This is a genomic window from Sphingobium sp. EP60837, from assembly GCF_001658005.1.
GTDB lineage: Bacteria > Pseudomonadota > Alphaproteobacteria > Sphingomonadales > Sphingomonadaceae > Sphingobium > Sphingobium tyrosinilyticum.
In genome coordinates this window covers 1,925,495-1,952,160 of the sequence record NZ_CP015986.1, presented here as the reverse complement: position 1 = coordinate 1,952,160, position 26,666 = coordinate 1,925,495, and the positions used below count along the sequence as shown (strand labels likewise).

Annotated in this window: 25 protein-coding genes, 1 tRNA gene and 1 pseudogene; 15 read left to right on the top strand and 12 right to left on the bottom strand. The window is 63.8% G+C overall.

Annotated features, from left to right (window positions below; translation table 11 throughout):
- Positions 1-83 precede the first annotated feature (83 nt).
- Positions 84-170: transfer RNA gene (locus tag EP837_RS09480), tRNA-Tyr, on the bottom strand.
- 105 nt (positions 171-275) lie between these two features.
- Between EP837_RS09480 and EP837_RS09475 the strand changes: the two genes are divergently transcribed.
- Together EP837_RS09475 and EP837_RS09470 are read left to right on the top strand one after the other, a co-directional pair.
- Positions 276-1,016: a TrmH family RNA methyltransferase gene (locus EP837_RS09475; protein WP_066526785.1), complete on the top strand. Its 741-nt coding sequence runs from the start codon at positions 276-278 to the stop codon at positions 1,014-1,016.
- Positions 1,017-1,071: 55 nt separating this feature from the next.
- Positions 1,072-1,818, top strand: a complete 747-nt coding sequence (locus EP837_RS09470; RefSeq protein WP_066529102.1) for a hypothetical protein — start codon at positions 1,072-1,074, stop codon at positions 1,816-1,818.
- Between the two features lie 21 nt (positions 1,819-1,839).
- Here EP837_RS09470 and EP837_RS09465 read toward each other — a convergent pair whose 3' ends face one another.
- A complete protein-coding gene (locus EP837_RS09465) occupies positions 1,840-2,157 on the bottom strand; it encodes a 2Fe-2S iron-sulfur cluster-binding protein (RefSeq protein WP_066526782.1) in 318 nt (105 codons plus the stop codon).
- 75 nt (positions 2,158-2,232) lie between these two features.
- On the opposite strand from EP837_RS09465, the gene EP837_RS09460 reads away from it, so the two are divergent.
- The 3 genes from EP837_RS09460 to EP837_RS09450 all read left to right on the top strand — a co-directional run bounded on the left by EP837_RS09460 (position 2,233) and on the right by EP837_RS09450 (position 3,593).
- Positions 2,233-2,850 carry a DNA-3-methyladenine glycosylase family protein gene (locus EP837_RS09460; RefSeq protein WP_066526775.1) on the top strand — a complete coding sequence of 206 codons (618 nt, stop codon included), beginning with the start codon at positions 2,233-2,235 and terminating at the stop codon, positions 2,848-2,850.
- Between the two features lie 3 nt (positions 2,851-2,853).
- A complete protein-coding gene (locus EP837_RS09455; protein ID WP_066526773.1) occupies positions 2,854-3,084 on the top strand; it encodes a DUF2188 domain-containing protein in 231 nt (76 codons plus the stop codon).
- 71 nt (positions 3,085-3,155) lie between these two features.
- A complete protein-coding gene (locus EP837_RS09450) occupies positions 3,156-3,593 on the top strand; it encodes a response regulator (RefSeq protein ID WP_066526770.1) in 438 nt (145 codons plus the stop codon).
- Here EP837_RS09450 and EP837_RS09445 read toward each other — a convergent pair.
- Entirely contained in the window at positions 3,538-5,061 is a 1,524-nt protein-coding gene (locus EP837_RS09445; protein ID WP_066526767.1) for a sensor histidine kinase, read from the bottom strand. The two genes, EP837_RS09450 and EP837_RS09445, sit on opposite strands and share 56 nt — an antisense overlap.
- Complete coding sequence (murA, locus tag EP837_RS09440) at positions 5,054-6,337, bottom strand: UDP-N-acetylglucosamine 1-carboxyvinyltransferase (RefSeq protein ID WP_066526764.1); 1,284 nt, start codon at positions 6,335-6,337, stop codon at positions 5,054-5,056. Before murA ends, EP837_RS09445 begins: the two co-directional genes overlap by 8 nt.
- A 214-nt stretch (positions 6,338-6,551) precedes the next feature.
- Here murA and EP837_RS09435 point away from each other — a divergent pair, with 214 nt between their 5' ends.
- The gene (locus tag EP837_RS09435; protein ID WP_197486262.1) at positions 6,552-7,286 is read left to right on the top strand and encodes a Crp/Fnr family transcriptional regulator; all 735 of its coding nucleotides are present in this window, start codon (positions 6,552-6,554) and stop codon (positions 7,284-7,286) included.
- Positions 7,287-7,333: 47 nt separating this feature from the next.
- Here EP837_RS09435 and EP837_RS09430 read toward each other — a convergent pair whose 3' ends face one another.
- The gene (locus EP837_RS09430) at positions 7,334-7,900 is read right to left on the bottom strand and encodes an HNH endonuclease (RefSeq protein ID WP_066526759.1); all 567 of its coding nucleotides are present in this window, start codon (positions 7,898-7,900) and stop codon (positions 7,334-7,336) included.
- 95 nt (positions 7,901-7,995) lie between these two features.
- Between EP837_RS09430 and gluQRS the strand changes: the two genes are divergently transcribed.
- The 5 genes from gluQRS to egtD all read left to right on the top strand — a co-directional run bounded on the left by gluQRS (position 7,996) and on the right by egtD (position 12,059).
- Complete coding sequence (gluQRS, locus tag EP837_RS09425) at positions 7,996-8,928, top strand: tRNA glutamyl-Q(34) synthetase GluQRS (RefSeq protein WP_082919598.1); 933 nt, start codon at positions 7,996-7,998, stop codon at positions 8,926-8,928.
- 9 nt (positions 8,929-8,937) lie between these two features.
- Entirely contained in the window at positions 8,938-9,171 is a 234-nt protein-coding gene (locus tag EP837_RS09420; protein WP_066526757.1) for a twin transmembrane helix small protein, read from the top strand.
- Positions 9,172-9,178: 7 nt separating this feature from the next.
- Positions 9,179-9,748, top strand: coding sequence for a cob(I)yrinic acid a,c-diamide adenosyltransferase (locus EP837_RS09415; RefSeq protein WP_066526755.1), 570 nt, complete (start codon positions 9,179-9,181; stop codon positions 9,746-9,748).
- A 79-nt stretch (positions 9,749-9,827) separates the two neighbouring features.
- Positions 9,828-11,096: an ergothioneine biosynthesis protein EgtB gene (egtB, locus tag EP837_RS09410; protein WP_066526752.1), complete on the top strand. Its 1,269-nt coding sequence runs from the start codon at positions 9,828-9,830 to the stop codon at positions 11,094-11,096.
- 3 nt (positions 11,097-11,099) lie between these two features.
- Entirely contained in the window at positions 11,100-12,059 is a 960-nt protein-coding gene (gene egtD / locus EP837_RS09405; protein ID WP_066526750.1) for an L-histidine N(alpha)-methyltransferase, read from the top strand.
- Between the two features lie 11 nt (positions 12,060-12,070).
- On the opposite strand, the gene EP837_RS09400 is transcribed toward egtD, so the two are convergent.
- Together EP837_RS09400 and typA are read right to left on the bottom strand one after the other, a co-directional pair.
- Complete coding sequence (locus EP837_RS09400; protein ID WP_066526747.1) at positions 12,071-13,123, bottom strand: DUF1176 domain-containing protein; 1,053 nt, start codon at positions 13,121-13,123, stop codon at positions 12,071-12,073.
- Positions 13,124-13,272: 149 nt separating this feature from the next.
- Complete coding sequence (typA, locus tag EP837_RS09395) at positions 13,273-15,093, bottom strand: translational GTPase TypA (RefSeq protein ID WP_066526744.1); 1,821 nt, start codon at positions 15,091-15,093, stop codon at positions 13,273-13,275.
- 196 nt (positions 15,094-15,289) lie between these two features.
- Between typA and EP837_RS09390 the strand changes: the two genes are divergently transcribed.
- The 3 genes from EP837_RS09390 to EP837_RS21295 all read left to right on the top strand — a co-directional run bounded on the left by EP837_RS09390 (position 15,290) and on the right by EP837_RS21295 (position 17,499).
- Positions 15,290-16,507: a toxic anion resistance protein gene (locus tag EP837_RS09390; protein ID WP_066526742.1), complete on the top strand. Its 1,218-nt coding sequence runs from the start codon at positions 15,290-15,292 to the stop codon at positions 16,505-16,507.
- Positions 16,508-16,613: 106 nt separating this feature from the next.
- Positions 16,614-17,324 carry a hypothetical protein gene (locus EP837_RS09385; protein ID WP_066526738.1) on the top strand — a complete coding sequence of 237 codons (711 nt, stop codon included), beginning with the start codon at positions 16,614-16,616 and terminating at the stop codon, positions 17,322-17,324.
- 19 nt (positions 17,325-17,343) lie between these two features.
- Complete coding sequence (locus tag EP837_RS21295) at positions 17,344-17,499, top strand: hypothetical protein (protein ID WP_197486261.1); 156 nt, start codon at positions 17,344-17,346, stop codon at positions 17,497-17,499.
- Positions 17,500-17,502: 3 nt separating this feature from the next.
- On the opposite strand, the gene EP837_RS09380 is transcribed toward EP837_RS21295, so the two are convergent.
- The 5 genes and pseudogenes from EP837_RS09380 to EP837_RS09360 form a co-directional block, all read right to left on the bottom strand.
- Positions 17,503-17,814, bottom strand: coding sequence for a PilZ domain-containing protein (locus tag EP837_RS09380; RefSeq protein ID WP_066529096.1), 312 nt, complete (start codon positions 17,812-17,814; stop codon positions 17,503-17,505).
- A 107-nt stretch (positions 17,815-17,921) separates the two neighbouring features.
- Positions 17,922-18,656, bottom strand: a complete 735-nt coding sequence (locus tag EP837_RS09375; RefSeq protein WP_066526736.1) for a class I SAM-dependent methyltransferase — start codon at positions 18,654-18,656, stop codon at positions 17,922-17,924.
- Positions 18,656-19,783 carry a peptide chain release factor 2 gene (prfB, locus tag EP837_RS09370; protein WP_066526735.1) on the bottom strand — a complete coding sequence of 376 codons (1,128 nt, stop codon included), beginning with the start codon at positions 19,781-19,783 and terminating at the stop codon, positions 18,656-18,658. The genes EP837_RS09375 and prfB overlap by 1 nt, the downstream gene beginning before the upstream one ends.
- Before the next feature lie 172 nt (positions 19,784-19,955).
- Positions 19,956-22,493, bottom strand: coding sequence for a penicillin-binding protein 1A (locus tag EP837_RS09365; protein WP_066526732.1), 2,538 nt, complete (start codon positions 22,491-22,493; stop codon positions 19,956-19,958).
- Between the two features lie 64 nt (positions 22,494-22,557).
- Positions 22,558-23,385 (bottom strand): annotated as a pseudogene (locus EP837_RS09360) (N-acetylmuramoyl-L-alanine amidase family protein); the annotation flags it as partial.
- Positions 23,386-23,964: 579 nt separating this feature from the next.
- Here EP837_RS09360 and EP837_RS09350 point away from each other — a divergent pair.
- Positions 23,965-26,631, top strand: a complete 2,667-nt coding sequence (locus EP837_RS09350; protein WP_225870526.1) for an Rne/Rng family ribonuclease — start codon at positions 23,965-23,967, stop codon at positions 26,629-26,631.
- The last annotated feature ends 35 nt before the right edge of the window (positions 26,632-26,666 follow it).

The following is a 26,666-nucleotide window of genomic DNA, read 5'->3' as shown; positions in this document are numbered from 1 at the left end:
TCAGGCGGGCTCGGAAGGAAAGGCGCGCAGGCCGGAAACCCGAAAGAGGCGGCGCGCCCAAAATAGGTCAAAAGACCAAAGGGTGGTGGACAGGGCTGGATTCGAACCAGCGTACGGGAAACCCGGGCAGATTTACAGTCTGCTGCCTTTAACCACTCGGCCACCTGTCCAGTGCCCTGACGCGGTGGACAAAATGCCTTTCACCGCGCTGGAGGCGCGCTCAATGGCGAAAGGAGGCTTGCCTGTCAATGGTCCGATGTGAAAAGAGCGCTTCCATGAAAAGAGGACAACGCAGCGCAAAGCCCAAGGGCAACTTTCCCCGCTTTTACGGCCGCCATGCCGTCATCGCGGCCCTGGCCAACCCCAACCGCGTCGTACGCAAGATATGGGGCACGCGCGAAGCGCTAGGTGCGCTCGACCTGCCGCCGATCCTGCCGATCGTCTATGCCGATGGCGCGGACCTTGGCCGCATGGTGCCGTCCGACGCGCCGCACCAGGGCATCGTCGCGGAAGTGGAACCGCTCGACGATGTGTGGCTGGGCGACGCGTTGGAGGCGGGAGTTGACGACAAGCGCCCGGTGCTGGTGCTGGACCAGGTGACCGATCCGCATAATGTCGGCGCGATCCTGCGATCGGCTGCGGCCTTCGATGCGCTCTGCATCGTCACGCAGGATCGTCATGCGCCGCCCGAATCCGGCGTGCTGGCCCGCGCTGCTTCGGGGGCCCTGGAAATCATGCCCTGGGTACGCGTCGTGAACCTTGCCCGCGCGCTCGATGAGATTGCCGAGGCGGGTTATTGGCGCATCGGCCTGGACGGCGAAGCGGATACCCATCTGGGCGAAGCGATCGGCGATTCGCGCGTGGCCTTGGTGCTGGGTGCGGAAGGCGAAGGGCTGCGCCATAACAGCATGGCCCATTGCGATATTTTGGCTAAACTGCCGATCAGCCCGCGAATGGAGAGCTTGAACGTCTCCAACGCGGCCGCGATCGCCCTGTACGCCGCCGCCAGCCGGTAGCGTCGGGGCATGAAGCGCGCTGCCTGCCAGCGGTGTGCGCGAAAAGGGGGATGATATGGCCGCTTTCTTCCGTGCCGCGAGCGCACTCGCCTTCTGCCTCATGCTGGGAGCCTGCCTGGTGACGCCAGGCAAGTTCGAATCGACGCTGGACATACGCGCGGACCGGCAGTTCAGCTTTACCTATAAGGGCGAGATCATATCGTCCGACATGAAGGGCATGGGCGGCTCTTCGGCTACGCCCGGAGGCGATCCGATCGGCGACGGCGCGCCCGAAAAGAAGGACAGCGCCTGGCGCAAGACCGCCCTGCAAAAGGGAGTGGAAGAGCGGTTCGACAGCGGCAGCGACCGGAACGACGAGGCGCAGATGCAAGCCATCGCCGCAGCACTGTCCAAGGAAAGGGGGTTTCGATCCGCCCGCTATGTCGGCAATCACCGCTTCGAGATCGACTATGCGATCAGCGGACGGCTGACCCACAGCTTCCTCTTCCCGTTCAATAGCGATGCGGAGATCGTCCTGCCCTTCGTCGCGATCGAACTGCGCGGCAAGGATCGTGTGCGGGTAAAAGCCCCTGGCTATTCCAACGGCTTCGACAAGAGCCGTGGCCCCATGGGACAGAGCAGCGCGGACGAGGATGCGGCAAAGGCGCTCGACGGCCGCTTCACGCTCACCACCAATGCGGAAATCGTCAGCCAAAATCAGGAAGACGGCGCGCAAAGCGCCGCAGAGGGCAAGCGGATCGTCTGGCGGATCACGCCACTAACCGGCGAGGCGCCCATGGCGACGCTGCGCGTCAGCCGTTAGCGGGCGCCTCGATCAGGTAGATCAGTCTTCCGGCGCGATGGTGACGCGCAGGCCGTCCAGATCGTCGTTCAACACCAGCTGGCAGGACAGGCGGCTGCTATCGTTGCGGTGGTCGGAACTGTCGAGCAGATCATTTTCATCTTCGCTCAGCGCAGGCAGCTTGTCGGCGAAGGCGGGATCGACATAGACATGGCAGGTGGCGCAGGAGCAGCAACCGCCGCACAGCGCCAGCAACTCGTCGAAGCCGTTATCGCGGATGACTTCCATCACCGACAGGCCATTATCGCCTTCGACGGCCTGCTCTTCACCCGAACGGTTGACCACAATCAGTTTAGCCATGTACCTCGATCCCAAAATATCCCTCGCCGCTCATAGGCGGGGGCGCTGATAAATCAAGAGCCGGAAGAGCAGAGCATGGTGACCACCCCGGAGCAGCTGCGCGCCAGCCTGGACGCGATCGCCGTCCTTGAACCCGGCTTTGCCGCCGCCCTGGCGCGGGTCGGCTACCCCCTGCCTCGCGTGCGGGAGCCGGGCTATGAAACGCTGCTGCGCACCATCGTCGGCCAGCAGGTCAGCGTCGCAGCAGCGGCAGCGGTGTGGCGCAAGCTGGAGCTGGAGCTGGGCGAAGGTTGCGCGCCGGACAAGCTGCTGGCCCGCGACTATGACGCATTGCGCGCCTGCGGTCTTTCCCGGCAGAAGCAGGGCTATGCCCGCAGCCTAGCCGACCTGGTCATGAGCGGGAAGATCGACTTGCATGCCCTCCCCCAGGATGATGAAGAGGCGATCACCCTGCTGACGCGGATCAAAGGGATCGGTCGCTGGTCAGCGGAAATCTATCTGCTCTTTGCTGAGGGACGTCCCGATGTCTGGCCTGCGGGCGACCTGGCCGTCCAGATCGAGGTCGGCCGCATCCTCGGCCTTCCCGAGCGCCCCAGCGAACGCGAAACGCGCGCACTGGCGGAACGCTGGCGTCCTCATCGGGGCGCGGCAGCCATCATGGCCTGGCACCATTATAATACAGAGGTTCTTTGATTCATGTCTTTGCCCCACGCCCGCTACATCGTCCTCGAACATGAGGGCGTGTGGAAGATCAATCTCGACAATCGCTATTATGGCCCCTTCGCCACGCGCGAGGCGGCGGTGGAAAATGCGACCGGCACCGCGCGCAAGGCGGCAGAAGGCGGCTATCCCGCCAGCGTGCTGCTGATGCAGGGCACACGCTTCGAAACGCTCTGGACGAACCAGGCTGACGGAGCGTCATCCTGACTTTTTTGCCCCTTGTCGGGAACCAGTAGGCGGCCCGGACATTTATTGCCTCCAGTTTCGCGGGCTGAGGCATGAGCAAAAAGGTTCTGATTGTCGAAGACGAAATTTTCGTCGCACTGGAAATCGAACAGATCGTTGAGGATGCTGGATTCGCGGTCAGCGCCATTGCGGCAGATCGCGAAAGCGCGCTCGTGGCGGCGGCGGATTGCGACATCGCGCTCGTGGATCTCAATCTGCGCGACGGCCCCACCGGCCCCAGCATCGGCATGGAACTTGCCACCAGCTATGGCGTGCGCGTGATCTACGTCACCGCCAATCCTGCGCAGATCGGCGCTGCGTCACAGGCTGCGCTGGGCGTCATCACCAAACCCTTTCGCCCGCAAAGCATCGCCGCGACGCTCCGCCTTGCGGCGTCGAACGAGGATGATTTGGAAACGGCCGAGATTTCCGGCTTTACGCCATTTCCGCCGCGACCCGGCTCATGGAGCGGAATGGGATCCACAGGCTGACCAGCAGCCCGTTCGGCCGCCAATCGCGTTGCAACCGGCCGCCAAGCTGACGCTCTGCGCTGAGCTGCATCAGGCGGCTGCCGAAGCCCTCGTGCATCGACGGCTGAACCAGCGGCCCACCTTCCTCGCGCCACTGAACGCGAATGTCCGTACCTTCTTCCCGCACGTCGATATGCACACGTCCGTGCGGCACTGACAGAGCGCCATATTTCGCCGCGTTGGTCGCAAGCTCATGGAACAGCAGCGCGAGCGGCGTCGCCGACCGGTCGTCGATCGCCGGATTTTCTCCTGAAAAAACGATGCGGCTCTCGCCAGCGTCGTCATAGGGCGCGAAAATCTGCTCCAATATGCCGCGTAGCCGGCCCTGCGCCATATCCTCGTCCGCTTCGGCGCTGTGCGGACGGACGAAATCATGGGCGCGGCCGAGCGCCATGATCCGGTCGCGCAGGTCGTCCGCCACGGCCCGGATAGCTGGGTTCTGCCGCGCGGACAGGCCGATCAGGCCAGAGATCACTGAAAAAATATTCTTGATCCGGTGCGACAGTTCATGCGCGATGATCTCGCGCTCCTCCATCATCAGCTTTTGTTCGTGAATTTCGGTGCAGGTCCCGATCCACCGGATGATCCTGCCCTCGTCATCGTGGATCGGCAGGGCGCGTCCCAGGGTCCACCGATATTCGCCGCTGTGATGACGCAGCCGATATTCGACTTCATAGGGCTCGCCAGTCTCCAGCGAATGGCGCCAGCGCGTCCATGCGGCTTCACGATCATCGGGATGGAAGTTGCCGCTCCACCTATCGCCGTCGGTGGATCCTTCCGCGACGCCGGTATATTCATACCAGCGCGCATTATAATAATCATGATAACCGTCGGGCAGGGTCGACCAAACCATCTGTGGCATGGTGTCGGCCAGGGTGCGGAACAGCCGGTCGCTTTCGGCCACGGCTTCGGCGTCCTTCGCCTGGCGGGCAATCATGTCCCGGTCGCGGCCCCTTCCCTCCAGTTCCATCATCACCTGATGCGCCAGCAGAGAAAGACCCTGCCGCTGTAAGGGCGTCAGGTGATTGCGGGGTTTGTCGTCGATGACGCAGAGCGCACCCAGCGGCATGCCCTCGCCACCCAGCAAGGGCGCGCCGGCGTAGAAACGGATATGGGGCGCGCCGGTGACCAGGTCGTTGGAGGCGAAACGCGTGTCTGCCCGGGCGTCCGAAACAACGAAGATATCACGGCCCTGCATAGCATGGGCGCAAAAGGACAGGTCGCGCGGGGTCTCTTCCGCATCCAGCCCGGTCCTGGCCAGAAATCTCTGGCGCTCATGCTCTACGATGCTCACCAAGGCGATGGGCGCGTCGCAGAGTGCGGCGGCGAAGTCGGTTATCTGGTCCAGCGTGCGGAAGCCACCGGCATCCAGATCATAGCGCGCCAGCACAGCGGCGCGGTCCGTCTCCAGCCCCCGCGTGTCAGCCATCGCTGACTCGCTCGATGTCAGCGCCGACAGCTGACAGCTTTTCTTCCAGCCGCTCATACCCGCGATCCAGATGATAGACGCGATTGACCTGCGTCTCCCCTTCTGCGGCGAGTCCTGCCAGGATCAGGCTCATCGACGCGCGCAGGTCCGTCGCCATGACCGGCGCACCGGCCAGCCGGTCAACGCCGCGCACGACGGCGGTGCGGCCATTTACGCCGATGTCGGCGCCCATGCGCGCCAGTTCGGGTACATGCATGTAGCGGTTTTCGAAGATCGTCTCGGTCAGCACCGACGCACCGTCCGCCTTGGTCAGCATCGCCATGAACTGCGCCTGCATGTCCGTCGGGAAAGCCGGGAAGGGGGCGGTGGACAGGGTCAGGGGCTTGAGCTTGCCGTCCGCCGACACGCGGATGCCATCCTTCAGCTCATCGACCTGCACACCAGCGTCGCGAAGCGCGGCCAGAATGGCGTGCATATCGTCCGCGCATGCGCCCGCCAGTTCCAGCGAGCCGCCGGTGATCGCCGCGGCGCAGGCGTAGCTGCCCGCCTCGATCCGGTCGGGCATGACACTGTAGGTCGCGCCGTGCAGCCGATCGCGGCCATGGATGATAAGCTTGTCGGTCCCGACGCCCTCGATATCCGCGCCCATCGCGATCAGCAGCTTGCAAAGATCGACGATCTCCGGTTCGCGCGCGGCATTTTCCAGCACACATGTGCCCTTGGCCAGCACCGCTGCCATCACCGCGTTTTCGGTCGCTCCGACCGACACCACCGGGAAGGTGTATATGCCGCCGGGTAGACCGCCATCCGGCGCGCTGGCGCGGACATAGCCCGCGTTGATCTCAATGATCGCGCCAAATGCTTCCAGCGCTTTCAGATGCAGATCGATCGGCCGGTTGCCGATCGCGCAGCCGCCGGGCAGCGATACCCGCGCTTCGCCCGCGCGCGCCAACAGCGGCCCCAGCACCAGGATCGACGCGCGCATCTTCCGCACGATGTCATAGGGTGCTTCGGTCGATGTGACGCGGCCCGCCCGCAGGGTCATCACTCGCCCGAAATCCTCCGGCCGCGCGCCTTCGATCATCGTCGACACGCCGAGCTGATTGAGCAGATGCCCGAAGCTATCGACGTCCGCCAGCCGCGGCAGGTTGCGCAACGTCACAGGCTCGTCGGTCAGCAGCGCGCAAGGCAGCAGGGTCAGCGCAGCGTTCTTCGCGCCGGAGATGGGAAGGCGGCCGCTCAGCATTTTGCCGCCGCGAATATGAATGCGGTCCATCGGCTGGGTTCTTAACGTTAATTACGACTGGCGCAAGGCGGGACGAAGGGCCTTGGCTCCGCAATGCGTGTCCGCGGAGATACGCTTTGGGAAACAATTGCACTCTCCCCGACGCGATATTGATCGAGTTTAGTGCAGCGCCCGGAAATGCAGCCAAAAGACGCAAGGGGCGTTTTGCCATCGTAACGACAAATTTGATAAAAAGGTGCTTTGGGTGGCGACAAGTTGTTTCGCGGAAAGATTGGCCAAAAATGTGCCTCTTTCCGAGGCGGAAAAAAACGCGCTGACCAGACTTGAGGAAAATCCGCGCAAGGTGAAGCGCGGCGCGATGATCCAGCGCGTCAACGAAACGGTCACGGAATTGTTCGTCCTGCGCGAAGGGCGCGTGATGAGCTTCGTCATCCTGCCGGATGGCAGCCGCCAGATTCTGAGGGTCTATTTTCCCGGCGATTTCATCGGATCGGCCAGCACCATCTACAGCAAGGCGCCGGAATCATTGGTAGCCCTGTCCGACGCGATCATCTGCCCCTTCGACAAGCATGCCCTGCGCCGCTTGCTCGAACAATATCCGCGCGTTGCGGCGCTGCTGTTCCTGCTGTCCAGTTCGGAAAAGGTGGCGCTGACCGATCGCCTCGCTTCGCTGGGACGCACATCGGCCAAGGCGCGGGTGGCAGCCTTCCTGCTCGACATTTTCGACCGTTTGCGCGTCACGGACGATGGGGTGACCGACAGTTTCGACCTCAAACTGACGCAGGAGGAGATTGGCGATGCCATCGGCCTTACCTCCGTCCATGTGAACCGCATGGTGCGCCAGATGGAACAGGAAGGGCTAATCAGCCGGGCGAACGGCCGCATCACCCTGCTCAACATGGCCCGGCTGGAAGAAATCGGCCATTACACCAACCGGCACAAGGATGTGGACCTGGACTGGATTCCAGGGCTGGGTTGACACGACTTAGTCCCCCCTCCCGCGAGCGGGAGGGAAATTGGAAAAGGTCAAGCCAGCAGTTCGACGTCCCAGTAAAGCCAGTCATGCCAGCTTTCATGCAGGTAGTTAGGCGGAAAGGCGCGGCCATGTTCCTGCAACTGCCAGGTGGTCGGCCGGATCGGCGTCACATGCAATTGCATATGCGCTTCCTTGGGCGTGCGCCCGCCCTTTTTGAGATTGCAGGGCGAACAGGCGGTGGCGACATTTTCCCATGTGGTGCGACCGCCCGCGCGGCGGGGAATGACATGGTCGAAAGTCAGATCGTGCGGCGATCCGCAATATTGGCAGGCGAAGCGGTCACGCAGGAAGAGGTTGAATCGGGTGAAGGCAGGATGCTCGGACGGCCTCACATATTGCTTGAGCGCGATGACCGAGGGTATTTTCATCTGCAGGCTGGGGCTGTGCACCTCCCGCTCATAGCTGGCGACGATGTCCACCCGTTCCAAAAAAACCGCCTTGATGGCGGTCTGCCAGGGCCAGAGGCTCAGCGGATAATAGCTTAACGGCGTATAATCAGCATTCAACACCAATGCCGGACAGTTTTCCGGATGTCGTATCAGGTCGGGATGGTACATAAGAACCCTCGAACCCCCAATTGCCAGGTCCTGATTGATCAGGAACGTGACGGCAACATGACAGCATTAACCACCCCGACCCGTCAAGGGCCTGTATGAACCATTCGCCAGCCCCACAGCATATGGTAACGCGCTTCGCGCCCAGCCCTACCGGCAGACTGCATATCGGCCATGGCTGGTCCGCCCTGCTGGCGATGGACTTCGCCCGCGAAAATGGCGGGTCGTTTCGCCTTCGGATCGAAGATATTGACGGCACGCGGAGCCGCCCGGAACATGTCGCCGGGATTGTCGAGGACCTCAACTGGTTGGGGGTGGCCTGGGACGGTGAGATCGTCTTCCAGTCCTATCGCCTCGGCCAATATGAAGCCGCGCTCGCACGATTGCGGGCGATGGACCTGCTCTATCCCTGCTTCTGCACCCGCGCCGACATCGCCGCCAGCGCGAGCGCGCCCCATGGTCCTGAAGGTCCGGTCTATCCTGGAACATGCCGGGGTCTATCGCCAACGGAGCGGGAGAGGCGGATCGCTGCGGGCGAGCCGCATGCCTGGCGGATCGATATGGCGAAGGCGGTTCAACAGGTTGGGCAACGTGATTGGCTGAACATCCCTTTTCCCGTTCGAACGGAGCCTGTCGAAGGCCATCCCTTCTCTTCAGTGCGGATGGAATTTGTTCAGGCCGATTCCCTCGCGGCAGGTGACGTGGTCCTCGCCCGCAAGGACGCCCCCGCCAGCTATCACCTTTCCTGCACCCTCGATGACGCGGCGATGGGCGTAACCCATGTCTTGCGCGGCCAGGATCTGTTTGCCGCCACCCATGTCCACCGCCTGCTTCAGGCGCTGCTCGGCCTTCCCTCACCCATCTACTGCCATCATCCGCTGCTTGTGGGCGCGGATGGCAAGCGGCTTGCCAAGCGGGATGGATCGATCGCGCTGGCCGAGTTGCGGGCGCAAGGCGTGGATCCGCAAAGGCTCGCATCCGATCTGCGCAACGCGCGCTTTCCGGTTGGCATTTCGCTGGCCAAAGCTTAGATTCGCATCATGAACACCGTTCTCGTGATTGCCCTCATCCTCGCCATGGCCGCGACCCTGTTCGCGCTGATCCGCGGCATCATCGCCTTTCTGCAGGCCAGCAAGGAGCAACTGAACGCGCCGGACGGCACGCCCAGCCCCTCCAGCCTCAAGCAGAACAAGATGATGATGAACCGCATCCTGTTCCAGGCGGCGGCCATCATCATCGTGGCGATCCTGCTGCTGATGAAGGGCAACGGCTGATCCGCACATGGTGAAGCTCAACAAGATCTACACCCGCACCGGCGACGCGGGAACGACGGGCCTTGTCGATGGGTCGCGCCTGCCCAAGCACGCGCCGCGCATGCAGGCGGTCGGCGATGTGGATGAGGCGAACAGCGCCATCGGCCTCGCCATCCTCGCGATTGGCGACACGGCCGAGGCTGCGTGGCTGACCACCATACAGAATGACCTGTTCGACCTCGGCGCAGACCTCGCGACGCCAGTGCCGGAGGGAGAGGACGAACCCTGGGCGCTGCGCATCATCGCCAGCCAAGTCAAACGGCTGGAGGAGCAGATCGACGCGATGAACGCCGATCTGCAACCGCTCGACAGCTTCATCCTGCCCGGCGGATCGCCTGCCGCCGCCGCCGTCCATCTGGCCCGCGCCATCACCCGCCGGGCCGAACGCAGCGCCACCGCCGCCGCGGTGGAACTCGCGCTCAATCCTCAAGCGCTTGCCTATCTCAACCGCCTGTCCGACCTGCTCTTCGTCCTCGCCCGGCGCCTCAACGGCAATGGCGCAGGCGACGTCAAATGGGTGCCCGGCGCGTCCCGCTAGCCCGCTATTCCGGAACCTAACCCGCCCCTCATGCGCTTGTTTTTGCATGTGCAGCACAAACCTGTGAGAAGGGGCAAGGATGGCGAAAAGCCGGACAGCACCGGGCCAGGAGGATCTGACGCCCCGCTACCGCGACGTTCGCGCGTTGAGCGAAGCGCTGGCCGCGCCGCTATCCGATGCTGACGCCACGGCGCAGTCCATGCCCGACGCGTCACCGGCCAAATGGCACCTCGCGCATACGAGCTGGTTCTTCGAAACTTTCGTTCTGCGAGACCATCTGCGCGGCTATCGCCCCTTCGACCCGAATTACGCCTATCTCTTCAACAGCTATTATGAAGGGGAAGGCGAGCGTCATGCCCGGCCGCTGCGTGGTATGCTGACCCGCCCCTCGCTCGACGATATCCTGAGCTACCGCGCCCATGTGGATGCCGCGCTGCTCGCCGCCCTGCCCGGCATGGACCCGCAGGCGCAGGCGCTGGTGATGCTCGGCCTCCAGCATGAACAGCAGCATCAGGAATTGATGCTGACCGACATCCAGCACCTTCTTTCGCTCAACCCGCTGGAGCCTGCGCTGTTCGACGCGCCCAGCGGCATGCCGGCTGCGCTGCCTGGAGCCATCCACTGGATCGAAGGGCGTCAAGGCTTGGTGGAAATTGGCGATGACGGCAAAGGCGACTTCGCCTTTGACTGCGAAGGTCCCCGGCACAAGGCGTTGCTCCACCCGCATGCACTGGCCCACCGGCCGGTCACCAATGCCGAATGGATCGGCTTTATCGAGGATGGCGGCTATCGCGAACCGGCGCTTTGGCTGTCGGACGGATGGGCGTGGGCGCAGGCGGAAGCCATAACGGCGCCCCTCTACTGGCGGCAGGAACAGCAGGGCTGGACCCGCTTCGGCCTGGACGGCCGCAAGCCCGTCAATCCCGCCGCCCCGGTCTGCCACATCAGCCTATATGAAGCCGATGCCTATGCCCGCTGGGCTGGCGCACGCCTTCCGACCGAGGAGGAATGGGAGAGCGGCGCACTCAATGTTCCGCCGACCAGCGGCAACCAGTTGGACGGCCCCGCATGCCCCCGCCCGCAGGCGACAGATGACAACTCGGCGCTCACGCGCATGTTCGGCGACGTGTGGGAATGGACCGGCAGCGCTTATCGCCCCTATCCCGGCTTTCACGCCGATGACGGCGCGTTGGGCGAATATAATGGCAAGTTCATGTCCGGTCAGTTCGTGCTGAAGGGCGGCAGTTGCGCCACGCCGCGCGGCCATGTCCGGGCAAGCTACCGCAACTTCTTCTACCCGCATCAGCGCTGGCAGTTCACCGGACTGCGGCTGGCGAAGGATCTCTGACGGATGCTGCTGACCCGAGAACCGCTATCGACCGCGCCTGCCGCCGACCCGGCATTTTGCCGCGACATAGTGGAGGGGCTGTCCCGCTTTCCCAAGGCGACGCCGCCCATCTGGTTCTACGATCAGCGCGGTTCTGAACTGTTCGAAGCCATTGCCGACCTGCCCGAATATTATCCCACCCGCACCGAAACCCGCCTGCTGCAGCGTCACGGCCCCGACTTTGCAGAGGCTATCGGCCCTGGCCGCGCGGTCATCGAATTCGGCGCAGGCAGCGCGCGCAAGACGCCGCACCTGCTGCGCGCAATAGACCCCGCCGCCTATGTGCCGATCGACATCAGCGGCGATTTTCTGCATGCGAGCAGCGCTGCGCTCGCCGCCGCCTTTCCCTGCCTGCCGGTGCTGCCCTTGGTGGGCGACTTTAACGCCGACCTTTCCCTCCCCGCGGCGATCCACGGGCTGCCGCGCCTTGGCTTCTTCCCAGGATCGACCATCGGCAATCTGGAGCCTGCGGGCGCGGTCGATCTTTTAAGGGCCATGCGCCGCCTGCTGGGGGAGGAAGCAATGCTGCTGATCGGCATGGACCGGATCAAGGACCCCGCCCGGCTGGTCTCCGCCTATGATGATGCCGCTGGCGTCACCTCCGCCTTCAACCTCAACCTCCTCACCCGCATCAATCGCGAGTTGCAGGGAGACCTGCCGCTGGAAGCCTTCGCGCACCGGGCGGTCTGGAACGACGACAAGGCGCGGATCGAAATGCATTTGGAGGCGCTACGGCCACTCCATTTCCATGTCGCCGGCTACTGCTTCGACATGGCAGCGGGGGAGACGATCCATACCGAGAGCAGCCACAAATATGGGCAGCGCGACGAAAGGCTGCTGTTACGTGCGGGCGGATGGGAACCCACGCGTCAATGGTCGGATGACGAAGGCTTATTCTCGCTGATCCTCACCTCGGCCGCCTGATCCCCCTGGCTTCAGTCCACCACCTTGGCCGACCAAGTGGTTATCCAATGCCAGGCACCACGGCATTCCGCCATGGCGCTCGCCTCCGCCAGGCGGAAGCGCACGCCATCCCACACATAGGATTCGCTGCTACCGCAATCGCCCAGGCCCCTGCCCTTGGCATGGCTTTCAAGCGACGAGCTTTCCGGCGACCATGACGCGTTGACCAGCACCGGATGCGCCGCATCCTCGCTCCATCCCGGTTGATAGTCGAAGCTGGCGAAGCGGAAGCTGCGCCGGCCTGGAATGCCGGTGGCGATGACCGGCACGGCGGAGAAATTATAGGCGCCCGCTCCACAGGGGACGAGCACCAGCGTTTCGCTTTTCGACAGCCGATAAAGGTCGGGCGGCGACGCGTCGCGCATCTCGTCGGCGCAAGCCGTAAACTTGCCCAATGCCGCCAACTCTTCACGCCATAGCGTGACCGGCGCGGCCCCCGCAGGGATCAGCGCACGGCGGATCGACGCAAGCGGCGGAGCGGCACGCACCGCGCTAGGGCTCTGCGGCCCAGTGGCCACCAGCGCCGCCATCGTGCCCGCGCGCCCTTGCCGCGCATCCATATAGCGCATTGCCGCCGCCGCTCCCGCGAGCGAAGGCTGCGCGATCAGACCGCCAGCCGAGCGCACCTCCAGCTTCGCGCCGCGCGTCATCGCGACGGCAAGCGCAGCCGCCTGCGGCCCCTGAAGCGCAGCCTCTCCATCCCGGCTCGCGGCGCTGGCGATCTTGCGGCCATCGACGAAAAAGCTCAGCTCTTCCCGCCCCTTGGCATCGCGGCTCAGCCATATTTCGGGTTCAGCCGCCCCGCCGGCGTCGCGCCGGAGGCCAAGCGTTACCGGCGCATCCGGCCAATCGCCGCCTTCCGGAAGCAGCGACACGGCTTCGCATCGGGCGCGATTGTCGCAGCCGATGGTCCAGTCCTTGTAGGTTTCCAAGGAGCCAGGCCGCGGCGATTGAGCAAGCGCCGGAGCCAAGCCGGTGATAGCCGACAGCAACGCCGCCAGCGCGAACATAAGTTTCTCCCCCATAGGCTAACTATAACTTAATTGATAAACCTATGGTAGGGTCTCCGTTATCGGGATGGCTTGTCATCCCGGCCCAGCTTCTCCCCCCGCGCCACGCAGTCCCCACATCCCAAAAGAAAAAGGCCGGTGTCCTTCGACACCGGCCTCATGCATCAAGCAGCCGCCTTGGCGCGCGACATGCGCTTGCGCTCGTTGGGGTCGAGATAGCGCTTGCGCAGACGGATCGTCTTGGGCGTCACCTCAACCATTTCATCATCGTCGATATAGGCGATCGCCTGTTCCAGCGTCAGCTTGCGCGGCGGGGTCAGGCGGATGCTGTCATCCTTGCCGCTTGCGCGGAAGTTGGTCAGCGCCTTCGACTTCATCGGATTGACTTCCAGATCTTCCGGCTTGGCGTTCTCACCGATGATCATGCCTTCGTAGAGCGCTTCGCCCACGCCGACCATCAGGACGCCGCGCTCTTCCAGCGGGCCCAGCGCATAGGCATTGGCCTCGCCCGATCCGTTGGAGATCAGCACGCCATTCTTGCGGCCTTCGATCTTGCCCTTGTGCGGGCCATATTTCTCGAACAGCCGGTTCATGATCCCTGTGCCGCGCGTGTCGGACAGGAATTCGCCATGATAGCCGATCAGGCCGCGCGACGGCGCGGAGAAGGTGATGCGGGTCTTGCCGCCGCCCGAGGGACGCATGTCGGTCATCTCGGCCTTGCGGATGTTCATCTTGTCGACGACCGTGCCGGAAAATTCATCGTCCACATCGATCACTACGATTTCATAAGGCTCGGTCTTGTTGCCATTCTCGTCCTCACCGAACAGCACGCGCGGGCGCGAGATGCCGAGTTCAAAGCCTTCGCGGCGCATGGTTTCGATGAGCACGCCCAGCTGCAATTCACCGCGCCCGGCCACCTCGAAGCTGTCCTTGTCGTCGCTCTCGGTCACCTTGATCGCCACGTTCGATTCGGCTTCGCGGGCCAGACGGTCGCGGATCATGCGGCTCGTCACCTTGCTGCCTTCGCGGCCCGCCATCGGCGAATCATTGACGGCAAAGCGCATCGACAGGGTCGGCGGATCGATCGGCTGCGCCTGGATCGGCGTGCTGACCAACGTATCGCAGATGGTGTTGGCGACGGTCGCGACGGTGAGGCCCGCAAGGCTGATGATGTCGCCTGCCTTCGCCTCTTCCACCGGAACGCGGTCGAGGCCGCGGAACGACATGATCTTCGACGCGCGGCCGGTTTCGATCACATTGCCGTCCATGTCGAGGGCATGGATCGGCTGGTTGACCTTGACCGTGCCGGACTGAACGCGGCCGGTCAGGATGCGACCGAGGAAATTGTCGCGGTCGAGCAGCGTCACGAGGAAGCTGAACGGCGCGTCCTGGTCCAGCGACGGCGGCGGCACATGATCGACGATCTTCTGGAACATCGGCTCCAGCGTACCCGAGCGCAGGCTCGGATCGTCATTGGCATAGCCGTTGCGGCCCGAAGCATAGAGCACGGGGAAGTCCAGCTGTTCGTCGGTCGCGTCGAGCGTGACGAACAGGTCGAACACCTCGTCCAGCACTTCCTGGATGCGCTCGTCCGGACGGTCGATCTTGTTGACGACGACGATGGGCTTCAGGCCCAGCGCGAGCGCCTTGCCGGTCACGAATTTCGTCTGCGGCATCGCGCCTTCCGACGAATCGACCAGCAGGATGACGCCATCGACCATGGAGAGGATGCGCTCCACCTCGCCGCCGAAGTCGGCGTGGCCGGGGGTATCGACGATGTTGATGCGGACGCCGTTCCATTCGACCGAGGTCGGCTTCGCCAGGATGGTGATGCCGCGCTCCTTTTCCAGGTCGTTCGAGTCCATGGCGCGTTCCTCGACGCGCTGGTTGTCGCGGAAGGTGCCGGACTGGCGGAACAGCTGATCGACGAGCGTGGTCTTGCCGTGATCGACGTGCGCGATGATCGCGATATTACGCAGGGACATGTCTTGCCTTTGGGATGTCGGTTTTCCCGGCAGGCACCGCGCCTGACCAGAGTATCGCGCGCGCCCCTACAGGAAATGACGCGTTGCGGCAAGGCGGCACGGCTTGCCGCACAATTGCATCGGCCGGAACAGACGGCCATATTCCGGATTGAAGCGCAACTGTTATAGTCACATATAACAGCTCGAAGGAGACGTTATGGCCAGCACCGCGTCCAGCACGACGACTACCGCCGATCCGCTCAACCTGACGCCGCCCGATCCGGTGCCGCCCGTCGCGCCAGACAAGGCGGCAGGGCTGGTGCCGCTGGACGATGAAAAACGCTCCAAGCTGGACGAGAAGGTCGATGCCTTCATCGACGATCTGGTCGCGCAGGACGCCAACTCTCCCGAATTTGGGCAGCGCGTCGATCAGCTCACCAACATGGGCCGCAAGGAGATTGCCGAGGCCGCTGGGCATTCCAACCGCTTCCTCGACCGGCCGGTGCGGGCGATGGATAGCGACAACAAAGTCGGCGCCGACCTGGCGCAGCTGCGCCGCACCGTCGAGGATCTCGACCCCGGCAAGCGCGACAGCCTGCTTGCGCCCAAGAAGCTGTTCGGCCTGATCCCCTTCGGCAACAAGATGCGCGATTATTTCGACAGCTACAAAAGCGCGCAGGGCCACATCAATTCGATCCTTGGTTCGCTCGCCAGCGGCAAGGATGTGCTGATCAAGGACAATGCCGCGATCGATGTCGAGCGGCAGAATATGTGGGCCGCCATGGGCCGGCTGGAACAGATGATCCACATATCAAAGACGCTCGACGCCAGGCTGGAGGCGAAGGCGCTGGAGCTGGACTCCTCCGACCCCGCCAAGGCGAAGGCGATCCGCGAGAGCGCGCTTTTCTACATCCGCCAGCGAACCCAGGACCTGCTGACGCAGATGGCGGTGACGGTGCAGGGCTATCTGGCCCTCGACCTCGTCAAGAAGAACAATGTCGAACTGGTGAAGGGCGTCGATCGCGCCAGCACCACTACCGTCGCGGCCCTGCGCACCGCCGTCACCGTGGCGCAGGCGCTCGTTGGGCAAAAGCTGGTGCTGGAGCAGATAACCGCACTCAACACAACGACCGCCAACATGATCGATTCGACTGGAGAGATGCTGAAGAACCAGACCGCCGCCATCCATGAGCAGGCCGCGTCCAGCACCATCCCCATCGAAACGCTCCAGCGCGCCTTCCAGAATATCTATGACACGATGGACAGCATCGACAGCTTCAAGGCGAAGGCGCTGGAGAATATGAAGACTACGGTCAACACGCTGACGAATGAGGTGGAGAAGTCGAAGGGCTATATCGCCCGCGCCGAGGGTCAGGCCCAGGCGGCGAGCCAGGCCCGCGCCGACAATCCTCTCTTAAGTGCGGTCGAGGGGTGAAGATGAGAAACTCCCGGCCCCCGCTCGTTTCGAGCAGAGTCGAGAGACGGATGCGCGAGGTTTCTCGTCTTCGCTCGAAACGAGCAGAGCTGGAGACATTGTTCACATGACCCGCTCCGACCGCGTGCTTGCCGACGCCGAGGCAGTCCTGCGCCGCCACAGCGAGCGCGGCCAGAGCCTTTCGGCCCGTGCGCGGCAGAGGCGCAACGCGGCGCTGATGCGGAAGCTCAAATATGCCTTCTGGACCGTGATAGCCGTCTTGGTCGCCAGCATCGCCGCCGGCTTCGTCATGCCGCTCGGCACCACCGGCGTGATGGTCGCGCTCGGCATCATGATCGCAGCGCTGCTGCTGATCGCCGCCCTTCCTACCGAGCCGCGCGTCAAGACCGCCGCGCTCGCCGCGACGCCCCTGCCCGCACTCCCGCTTCAGACCGAGATCTGGCTCGACAATCAACGCAAGGCGTTGCCACCGCCAGCGCTCACGCTGGCCGACAGCATCGGCGTCAAGCTGGAGACGCTCGCCCCGCAACTTGAGCGGCTAACCGATCAGGAACCGGCCGCCCAGGAGATCCGCAAGCTGCTGTCCGATCATCTGCCCGAACTGGTCACCGGCTATGAGTCCATCCCTGCCCCGCTCCGCCGTGAAGAGCGCAATGGCCGCATTCCCGAACAGCAGCTGGTCGAAGGGCTGACCGTCATCGACACCGAACTGGCGCGGATCAGCGAGACGCTGGCCAGCGGCGACATAGACAAGCTGGCGGTGCAGAACCGCTTTCTGGAACTGAAATATCAGGAGGCGAAGGAACTGGGCCGCTAGCCCAGCCGTCCTCCCTCCCATGATTCATCTGACGCTGATCATCGTCGATTTTTTGACCGGCCTGCTCGCGGCCGGCGCCTGGGCGCTCGCCTCGGCGGGCGGCGTGATCGCAGCGCTGGTCGGCGGCGGCCTCGTCAGCGCATCGCTGTTCAGGAAATGGCGCCGCCGCGGCTGACCGTCATGCGCCGCTGATCAGCTTTTCCACCGCCTCTTCCGACAGAGGCTGGCTGAACTGAATGCCGAACCGCTTGCCGCGCGCCCACATCACCCGGCCGCTTGCCTCCATCCCCAGCGCCGATACGAATATATAGGCGCCTGCAACAGGCGGCGTTTCGCAATGGGCCAGCGCACCAGAAGAGGACAGGTCGAGAAAATGGCCCCGCATCTCGGCGCTGCCGACGCGCAACGTGACCGGGCCGAACATCTTGTGCCGGGCCGTGTGCCGGCGCTGCTCCGCATTGGCCGCCGGGCTTCTGCTTTGGTCGATCATATCATATCGAGCCTCTCCCACGGGCCATTCAATCACGAAAAGGTCAAAGCGATCCACAGGATCATGGTTAACGGCCCATTAGCCGCGTTTTTGTCCAAGGAAACCCGCTAATTTACGTTAGTTTCCGCTTTTATCGTACAGGGGACGATGCTCTCCGGCGCGGGCCGGGCGGCGACCCGGCGGAAGCGGGCAAAATATCCGCCTGCCGTTGGCTTGGGGATCAACTCCTCCAGTCGGAAGCCAACTGCCGCCAGCTCGCAGACCAGGAGGCGCGGCGGCGTGCCATGTTGCGGGGTCGGACGGTTGGCATCGACCACGATCAACTCGCCATCGGCCTTCAGCGCTGGGCTCAAATGCCACAGGAAAGCGTAGGGCTCGGCAATCTCATGATACATATGGACCATCAGGATGCGATCGAAGCTGTTCTCTGGAAGCCTCGGATCCTCGGGCGCGCCCAGCCGTACGCTGACATTGCGCCAGTCCTCGCGGGTGATGCGACGGGACAGCGCCTCGATCACCTCGGGCATGATATCCTCCGCCAGCACACGGCCCTTGGCGCCCACACGGTTGGCGAGGCGAACGGTGTAGTAGCCCTCGCCCGCGCCTATGTCCGCCACAGTCATGCCGGGCCGAATACCTGCACGATCCATGATGTCGTCGGCTTCGTTGACGCGGTCGCGCGCTTCTTCGCTCGACCAGCGGGTCGATACGATTGGAGCCACCGGGCGGTCGGCGCGAGGAAAATCGCGCGCGCCGGCTGGCCGGTCATCCTCCTTGGCGGGTGATAACAGGCTACAGCCCGCCAGCAGGAGCAGTGATCCCGCCAGCGCCGCTCGCATCATCAATCGACATCCTCCACATCGACCTTTTCGCCCGTCACCTTCTGGCTGAGCGCGGCGGCCATGAAGGGGTCAAGCGCTCCGTCCAACACATCGTCAGGCGAGGTAGAGGTGACGCCTGTGCGCAGGTCCTTCACCAGCTGATAGGGCTGAAGCACATAGGAACGGATCTGATGGCCCCAGCCGATCTCGGTCTTGGCCTGATATTCTCCGGACGCCGCCGCTTCCCGTTTCTGCAACTCGGCCTCATAGAGCCGCGCCTTCAGCATGTTCATCGCCGTCGCGCGGTTTTTGTGTTGCGACCGGTCATTCTGCGACGCGACGATGATGCCCGACGGAATATGAGTGATGCGGACGGCGGAATCGGTCGTGTTGACGTGCTGCCCGCCCGCGCCCGATGCGCGATAGGTATCGATCTTCAGGTCGCCTTCATTGACCTCGATCTCGATATTGTCATCGATCACCGGATAGACCCAGACCGACGAAAAGCTCGTGTGCCGCCGCGCCGAACTATCATAGGGGCTGATGCGGACGAGGCGATGCACGCCGCTTTCGGTCTTGGCATAGCCATAGGCGTTCTCGCCCTTGAACAGGAAGGTTGCGGACTTGATGCCCGCTTGGTCGCCCGCCTGATAGTCTACCAACTCCACCTTGTAGCCGCGCCGTTCGGCCCAGCGGCGGTACATGCGCGATAGCATCTCCGCCCAATCCTGGCTCTCGGTGCCGCCTGCGCCCGCGTGGATTTCCAGATAGGTGTCGCTGGCGTCGGCCTCACCCGCCAGCAGCGCCTTGATCTTGTCCTCATCGGCCCGCTCGGCGAGCGCCTTCAGCGAAGCGATGGCTTCGCTCACCATATCCTCGTCGCCTTCAGCATCGGCCATTTCGATAAGTTCGGCGGTGTCGGTCTTCTCGCTGTCGATCGCGCGGGTCGCACCAATGGCGGCGTCCAGCCGGGTGCGTTCGCGCATCACTTCCTGCGCCTTTTTCTGGTCGTCCCACAGCGTCGGATCCTCGACACGCGCATTCAGCTCGTCCAGGCGGCGCAACGCGCGGTCCCAATCCAGAAAACGCCGCAGCAGGTCCAGCGCGGCATCGATGCGGTCGATATATTGCTGCGCTTCGGCGCGCATGGGAACTCTCCAGAATCTCGGGGCGTGTCATAAACGCGCTAAACGCCAGCCCCTATCCGAGGGAGGAGATTTTGGGAAGATTCAATCCTTCAGCGGCTATACTCCACTCCCGTTCGTCCTGAGCCTGTCGAAGGACGCGCTCGACCTCACCCTGCGGTCGAATGCGATTGCCTCAATAAATCCCGCCCTGATCCTGCAGGAAGTCGCTATCCGTCCTCTGCCGTACCTGCGCCCGCGCTTCGCGGCGCTGCGCCGCCTGTTCCTGCGCAACAACCTCTTCCTTGCGGATCGATCGGCGCGGTTCAGTCTCGGGCTTGAACGCCTCCCAGATCACCGCTGGCTTGGGTTCATCGGTTGGCCACACGCCATAGACCCGCTTGCCCGACCGGCGGTCGATCGTCACCATGCGGATGCCCGCCGGAGCAACGAAGGGCGTCTTGGGCATTTGCTCCAGCACCGGCGTCATCGCCGCTTTCCAGATCGGCGCGGCGACGCGGCCGCCTTGCGCCCAGCCGCCCAGGCTTCGCGGCTGATCATAGCCGATATAGACGCCCGCGACGATGTCGGGCGATCCGCCCACGAACCAGACGTTCGTCGGGCCATTTGTGGTGCCGGTCTTGCCGAACAAAGGACGCTTCAGGTCCGAGAGGATGGTGGCGGTGCCGCGCTGGATGACGCCCTCGGCGATGTGCACCACCTGATAGGCTGTCATCGGGTTCATCACCTGCCGCCCCTCGAAACCAAAACGCGGCATCGGCTTGCCATCCCAATTCGCCATGTTGCACCCGTCGCAGGCGCGCCAGCGCAGCGGCCAGATCACCTTGCCACGACGATCCTGCACATAGTCCATGACCTTGGGCGACAGCTGCCGTCCATGGTTGGCCAGCATCGCATAAGCGTTCACCATGCGCTCCACGGTCGTTTCGCCAGCGCCCAGTGCGAAGGACAGATAGGGCTGATAGTCGCCGATCCCCATCGCCTTGATCGTGCGGACCACGCGGTCCATGCCGGTCTGGCTGGCCGCGCGCACGGTCATCAGGTTGCGCGACTGCTCGACGCCCCAGCGCATGGTCTGCGGCCCGGCGCTGCCGCCGGTGAAGTTGCGGAAGCATTTCTGCCCCAGCCCCGCGCCCTGATAGACGCATAAGGGGCCATCGACGATGATCGACGCCGGGGTCATGCCATTATCCAGCGCGGCGGCATAGACGAATGGCTTGATGGTGGAGCCCGGCTGACGCATCGCCTGCGTTGCGCGGTTATAGGAGGACAGGCGGCTGTCGAACCCGCCTTGCATGGCGAGTACGCGCCCCGAATGGGTCTGCTCCGCCATCATGCCGCCTGATACTTCAGGCACATTGCGCAGCGCCCAGCTGGCCCCGTTGCGCGCGACGGCGATCAGGTCGCCCGGCTTCATGCTGTTGAACGCAGGACCGCCCGCGCGACGATAGGGCATTTGTGCCGCACCGGCTGGCAGCGTTCCAGTCGATCCGTCGGAAAATCCGATCTCGGCTCCAGTCGAATTACGGTCGATCACCGCCCCGATACGCCAGCCTGCATAGTCGATGCCGATATAGCTTGCCGCCAGTTCCCGCTTCCAGCCGCGCGCCATGTCGATCTTGCCGACGGGGCCCGACCAGCCCTTGCCCGCGTCGAAGCGCAGCAAACCGTTGCGCAGCGCGGTGGCCACGCCTTCCTGCAGCTTGGGATCATAGGGACTGCGCACCCACAGACCGCCCGCATAGACGCTGTTGGGGCCGTCATCGGCCTTTTCCCCAAACTGCTGGATCAGGCGGCGACGCACCTCTTCCATATAATAGCCGCCCGCCCGTGCATCGAAACCGGAGCCGTGCGGCGGCACCGTGCCCAGCGGCTGCGCCTGCGCCTCATCGCGCTGCGCCTGGGTGATCCAGCCATTTTTCAGCATTTCGCCCAGCGCCCAGTTGCGACGCTCCAGCGCGCGTTCATGGCCGGTCAGGCTTTCGGGCCGGTAATTGGCGGGACCCTTCGGCAGAATGGCGAGATAGGCCATTTCGTGCAGCTTCAGGTCCGCGACGTCCTTGTCGAAATAGGCGCGTGCGGCAGCCTGCACGCCATAAGCGTTGCGGCCGAGAAATATCTGGTTGAGGTACAGTTCGAGGATCTGCTGCTTGTTCAGCACGCCTTCCATGCGATAGGCGAGGATCATTTCCTTCACCTTGCGCGTAGGCGAATATTCATCGCCGATCAGCAGGTTCTTCGCGACCTGCTGCGTGATGGTGGAGCCGCCCTTGGCGCGCTGGCCCGATCCGATCTTGGTGACATAATCGAACACCGCGCCGAAAAAGCCGGGAATGTCGACGCCATGATGGTCGAAGAAGGTCTTGTCCTCGGCGGCCAGATAGGCGCGGATCAGCAGCGGCGGATAATCGCTATATTGCAACTGCACCCGACGCTCGCGCGCATAGCTGTGCACCGGCTGGCCATTGATGTCGCGCACGATGGTGGGCAGCGGCGGCTCATATTCCAGCAGCGTCGCGGCGTCGGGCAGGCCGCGCGCGAAGATCAGCCAGAACAGCAATATCGCAAGGAACAGCCCCCCCAAGGCGATCGCCGCCCAGCGGAACCAGCGCCGGTCCCAATGCGGCGCGAGCCGCTCCCGGAACGCGCGCCCATGCCCGCGCAGGCGGTCGGCTAAGGACGATCGGGCGGTATCGGGGCGGGCCTCTTCCATGACGAGAGGAGGCTCTAAGGTCAAAATGCAGCCAGCGCCAGTGCGGATCGACGGAGCGGCCCCATCAGCCGCCGCTCAAGGCCAACCTGCGGGCGAAATACACCTCGATCGCTCGCGCCACGCCTTTGGCGATGCTCGCCCGCCCGGTGCGGGACGCCAGGAAAGCGGCGTCCTTGTCATTGCTGAGATACCCCGTCTCGAACAGCACCGAGGGGGTATCGGGCGCCTTCAAAACCATGAGTGAAGCATAGCGATGGAAGACGTTGCGAAAGGCCATGAAGGGCGACGCCTCCCGCTTCAGCAATGCCGCGAAACTCGCTGATTCCCTCATGGTTTCGCGCTGAGTGAGGTCGATGAGGATCGAGGAGACGTCATCCCTCTGCCCACCGAGATTGATTCCGTTCAGGACGTCCGCCCTGTTCTCCCGCGCCGCCATCCGCGCCGCCTCCCGGTCTGATGCGACCTCCGACAGGGTATAAACCGTCGCCCCCTGCGCCTCTTCATTGTCCGCCGAATCGGCATGAACCGAAAGGAAGAGGTCTGCATTCAGCTTGCGCGCAACGCCATAGCGTTCCTGCAGCAACAGAAAGCGATCATCGTCCCGAGTCAGCGCCACCCGCACCCGCCCCGACTTCAGCAGTGCGTCGCGGATCGCTTCTGCGATAGTCAGCGTCAGGTCCTTCTCCCGCTGCCCGGTGCGCGCATTGATGGCGCCCGGATCATGCCCGCCATGACCTGCGTCGATGACCACCAAAGGCCGCGAAGCGTCAGCCGGTCCTTCGACGCGGGGCAGAGACAGACCGCGCGCGACAGGCGGGATCGGCACGGTGATGCTGTGCCACCGCTTGATTGGCCGCGGCGCCATGGCCGCTGGCGCATCGAAGGCGATGCGCGCCGTCACGGCGGGGTTGGTGAAGAGAGCGCCTGCCAGGGCAAGAGCGTACAGCATGGCCGCGCTTGTGCATCGCGCCGCCCCCGGCCGTCCAGCCCCATTCTTGCCGACCACCTGCGCCCGGCCTTAACCTTTGCTTCACCATGTTTGCGCCATGATCGCGGAATACCGCCGTTCATCGTGGCGAAACAATTTTGTGCGGGACGTTGCTAGGCTGGCCTTTGACTGCTACCCCTTCACATTCCTGAAAGAAACGCCCAAATCAGGCGCGGCTCTTTTCAGGAGCTTTCACGACAGCATCGGCGGGCGCCAGCCGCTCGGACCCGATGCTACGAACAGGTTGACGCTGCATGAGGCATGAATTCCATTCCACGCTGAGCCCGGTAGCGGGCGATGCGGCGTGGATGGAGCGGACCGGCGGTTTGCCCGGCCCTGCCGATGCAGCAGAAGCGCAGTTTTTCCTGTCAAACCGGATGATAGCACCACCCGCGCCGCTGGCGGCGCGACTGCATTCGTCCCTTCACTATCGCGTGACAGCCCGGCCAAGCGCCGCAGGCCGTCATCGCCGGAGACTCATAAATGACAATGCGTATGCTGATCGATGCGCGCCACCGGGAAGAAACCCGGGTCGCGGTCGTCAAGGGAAATCGGATCGAGGAATTTGATTTCGAGTCCGCCGAGCACAAGCAGCTCAAGGGCAATATCTATCTCGCCAAGGTTACCCGTGTAGAACCCTCGCTGCAGGCGGCCTTCGTCGATTATGGCGGCAACCGCCACGGCTTCCTCGCTTTCAGCGAAATCCACCCCGATTATTACCAGATTCCGCGCGAAGACCGCGAGGCGCTGCTGCGCGAAGAACGCGCGCATGCGGAGGAAGAGGCCGCTCTGCGCGCAGACTATGATGACGAGGATGATCATCATGGCGAGGACGGCGTCGAAGTCGTCGAAGCCACGCATCATGAGGATGAAGAAGGCGAAGCCGCCGAAAGCAGCGAAGGCGCGGACAAGCCCGGCCGCCGCAAGCGCGGTGGCGACGATGCTGCCGATGAACTGCGCCGCAAGCGCATGGCGCTCCGCCGCCGCTACAAGATCCAGGACGTCATCAAGCGCCGCCAGGTGCTGTTGGTTCAGGTCGTCAAGGAAGAGCGCGGCAACAAGGGCGCGGCGCTGACCACCTATCTCTCACTCGCCGGCCGCTATTGCGTGCTGATGCCCAACACCAGCCATGGCGGCGGCATTTCGCGCAAGATTTCGAACGCCGCCGACCGTAAGCGGCTGAAGTCGATCATCGCGGAAATGGCACTGCCCTCTTCCATGGGCTGCATCGTCCGCACCGCCGGGCTGCAGCGCACCAAGCCGGAGATCAAGCGCGACTTCGACTATCTCGCCCGCCTGTGGGACGAAATCCGCGAAAAGACGCTGAAGTCGGCCGCGCCCGCGCTGATCCACAATGACAGCGACCTCATCAAGCGTGCGATCCGCGATATCTACAACAAGGATATCGACGAGGTCATCGTCGAAGGCGAGGAAGGCTATCGCGCCGCCAAGGACTTCATGAAACTGTTGATGCCCAGCCACGCGCGGCGGGTGCAGCAATATGCCGATGCGGTGTCGCTGTTCCAGCGCGCAGGCGTCGAGGATCAGCTGGCGGCGATGTACAACCCCGTCGTGCAGCTGAAGTCGGGCGGCTATCTGGTCATCAACCCGACCGAAGCGCTGGTATCGATCGACATCAACTCCGGCCGTTCGACCCGCGAGCATGGCATCGAGCAGACCGCCGTCGCTACGAATTTGGAAGCCGCACGCGAAATCGCCCGCCAACTGCGCCTGCGCGACATGGCGGGCCTGGTCGTGATCGACTTCATCGACATGGAGATGAACTCCAACATCCGTAAGGTCGAAAAGGCGATGAAGGAGGCGCTGAAGGACGATCGCGCCCGCATCCAAGTTGGCCGCATCTCCGGCTTTGGCCTCATGGAAATGAGCCGCCAGCGGCTGCGCACCGGCGTGCTGGAAGCATCGACCCGCCAGTGCCCGCATTGCGAAGGCACCGGCCTTGTCCGCACCGCTTCGTCGGCGGGCCTTGGCGCGCTGCGCATGCTGGAAGAGGAAGCCGCGCGTGGCCGTGGCAGCCTGGTCACGCTGCGCGCCAGCCAGGAAGCCGCCTTCTACGTCCTCAACAACAAGCGCGCCGAACTGGACGAGATCGAGCAGCGCTATGGCGTGCGGATCGCGATCCTGCCCGATGGGGAGGTTGAGGGGGCACGCATGTCGGTCGAAGCCAGCGGGCCGCGTCCGGAACGGGTGGTGACCTATGCCCCACTCGTCGAGGAAGAAGATGACCTCGATATCGTCGAGGAACTGGAAGAAGAAGAGATCGAAGAGGTCGAAGCCGCCGAACGCGACGAGCGTGGCGATCGTGGCGAGGATCGCGAAGGCGGCCGTCGCCGTCGTCGTCGTCGCCGTCGCCGTGGCGGACAGCGCGAGGAACATCGCGCAGAGGGCGAGGCTGAAGCCGCCGCCGAGGGTGAGAGCGAGGAAGGCGAGGACGCCGAAGCGATCGTGGAAGAGGCCGGAGAGCATCCGGTCGAGGCGAATGCTGAAAGCGAAGAAGCCAGCCGCCGCCGTGGCCGCCGTGGTCGCCGTGGTGGACGCCGTCGTCGCGAAGGTGGTGAAGGCGGGGCTGAGGAAGCGGCTGCAGAAGCTGCAGAAGCAGCCCCTGAAGCAGCCGAGTCCGTCGCAGCTGAACCTGCCGTCGAAGCACCGGTAGAAGCCGCGCCGGAAGCGCCCGCTGAGGAGGCTCCCAAGACGCGCCGCCGTCCGCGCACGCGGAAGGTCAAGGAAGCCGTCGAGGCTCCAGTCGAGGTGGTTGAAGCTGCAGTCGAAGCGCCTGCCGAGGAAGCGCCCGCCAAGCCGAAGCGCACCCGCAAGAAGAAGGCGGACGTTGCGGCCGAGGCTCCTGCCGAGGCGCCCGCGGGCGTGGAAGCGGAGACCGAAGCCCCCGCCAAGCCCAAGCGTACCCGCCGCAAGAAGGCAGACGCCATGGCCCAGGAAGCGGCAGAAGCGCCTTCGATCGCTGAGTCCGTGGCCGCGCAGGCGGCAACCGAAGCGGAAGCTGGCGCAGAGCCGGTCGGCGCAAATGACAGCGGTGCTGCTATGCTCGATGACGCGAGCGCAGCCGCATCACAGGCCGAAGAAGAAAGCGCGCCGCGCCGTGGCTGGTGGCAGCGGACCTTCGGCCAATAACTGGGACTCTTACGTCCTTATGAGCAACGCCGCCG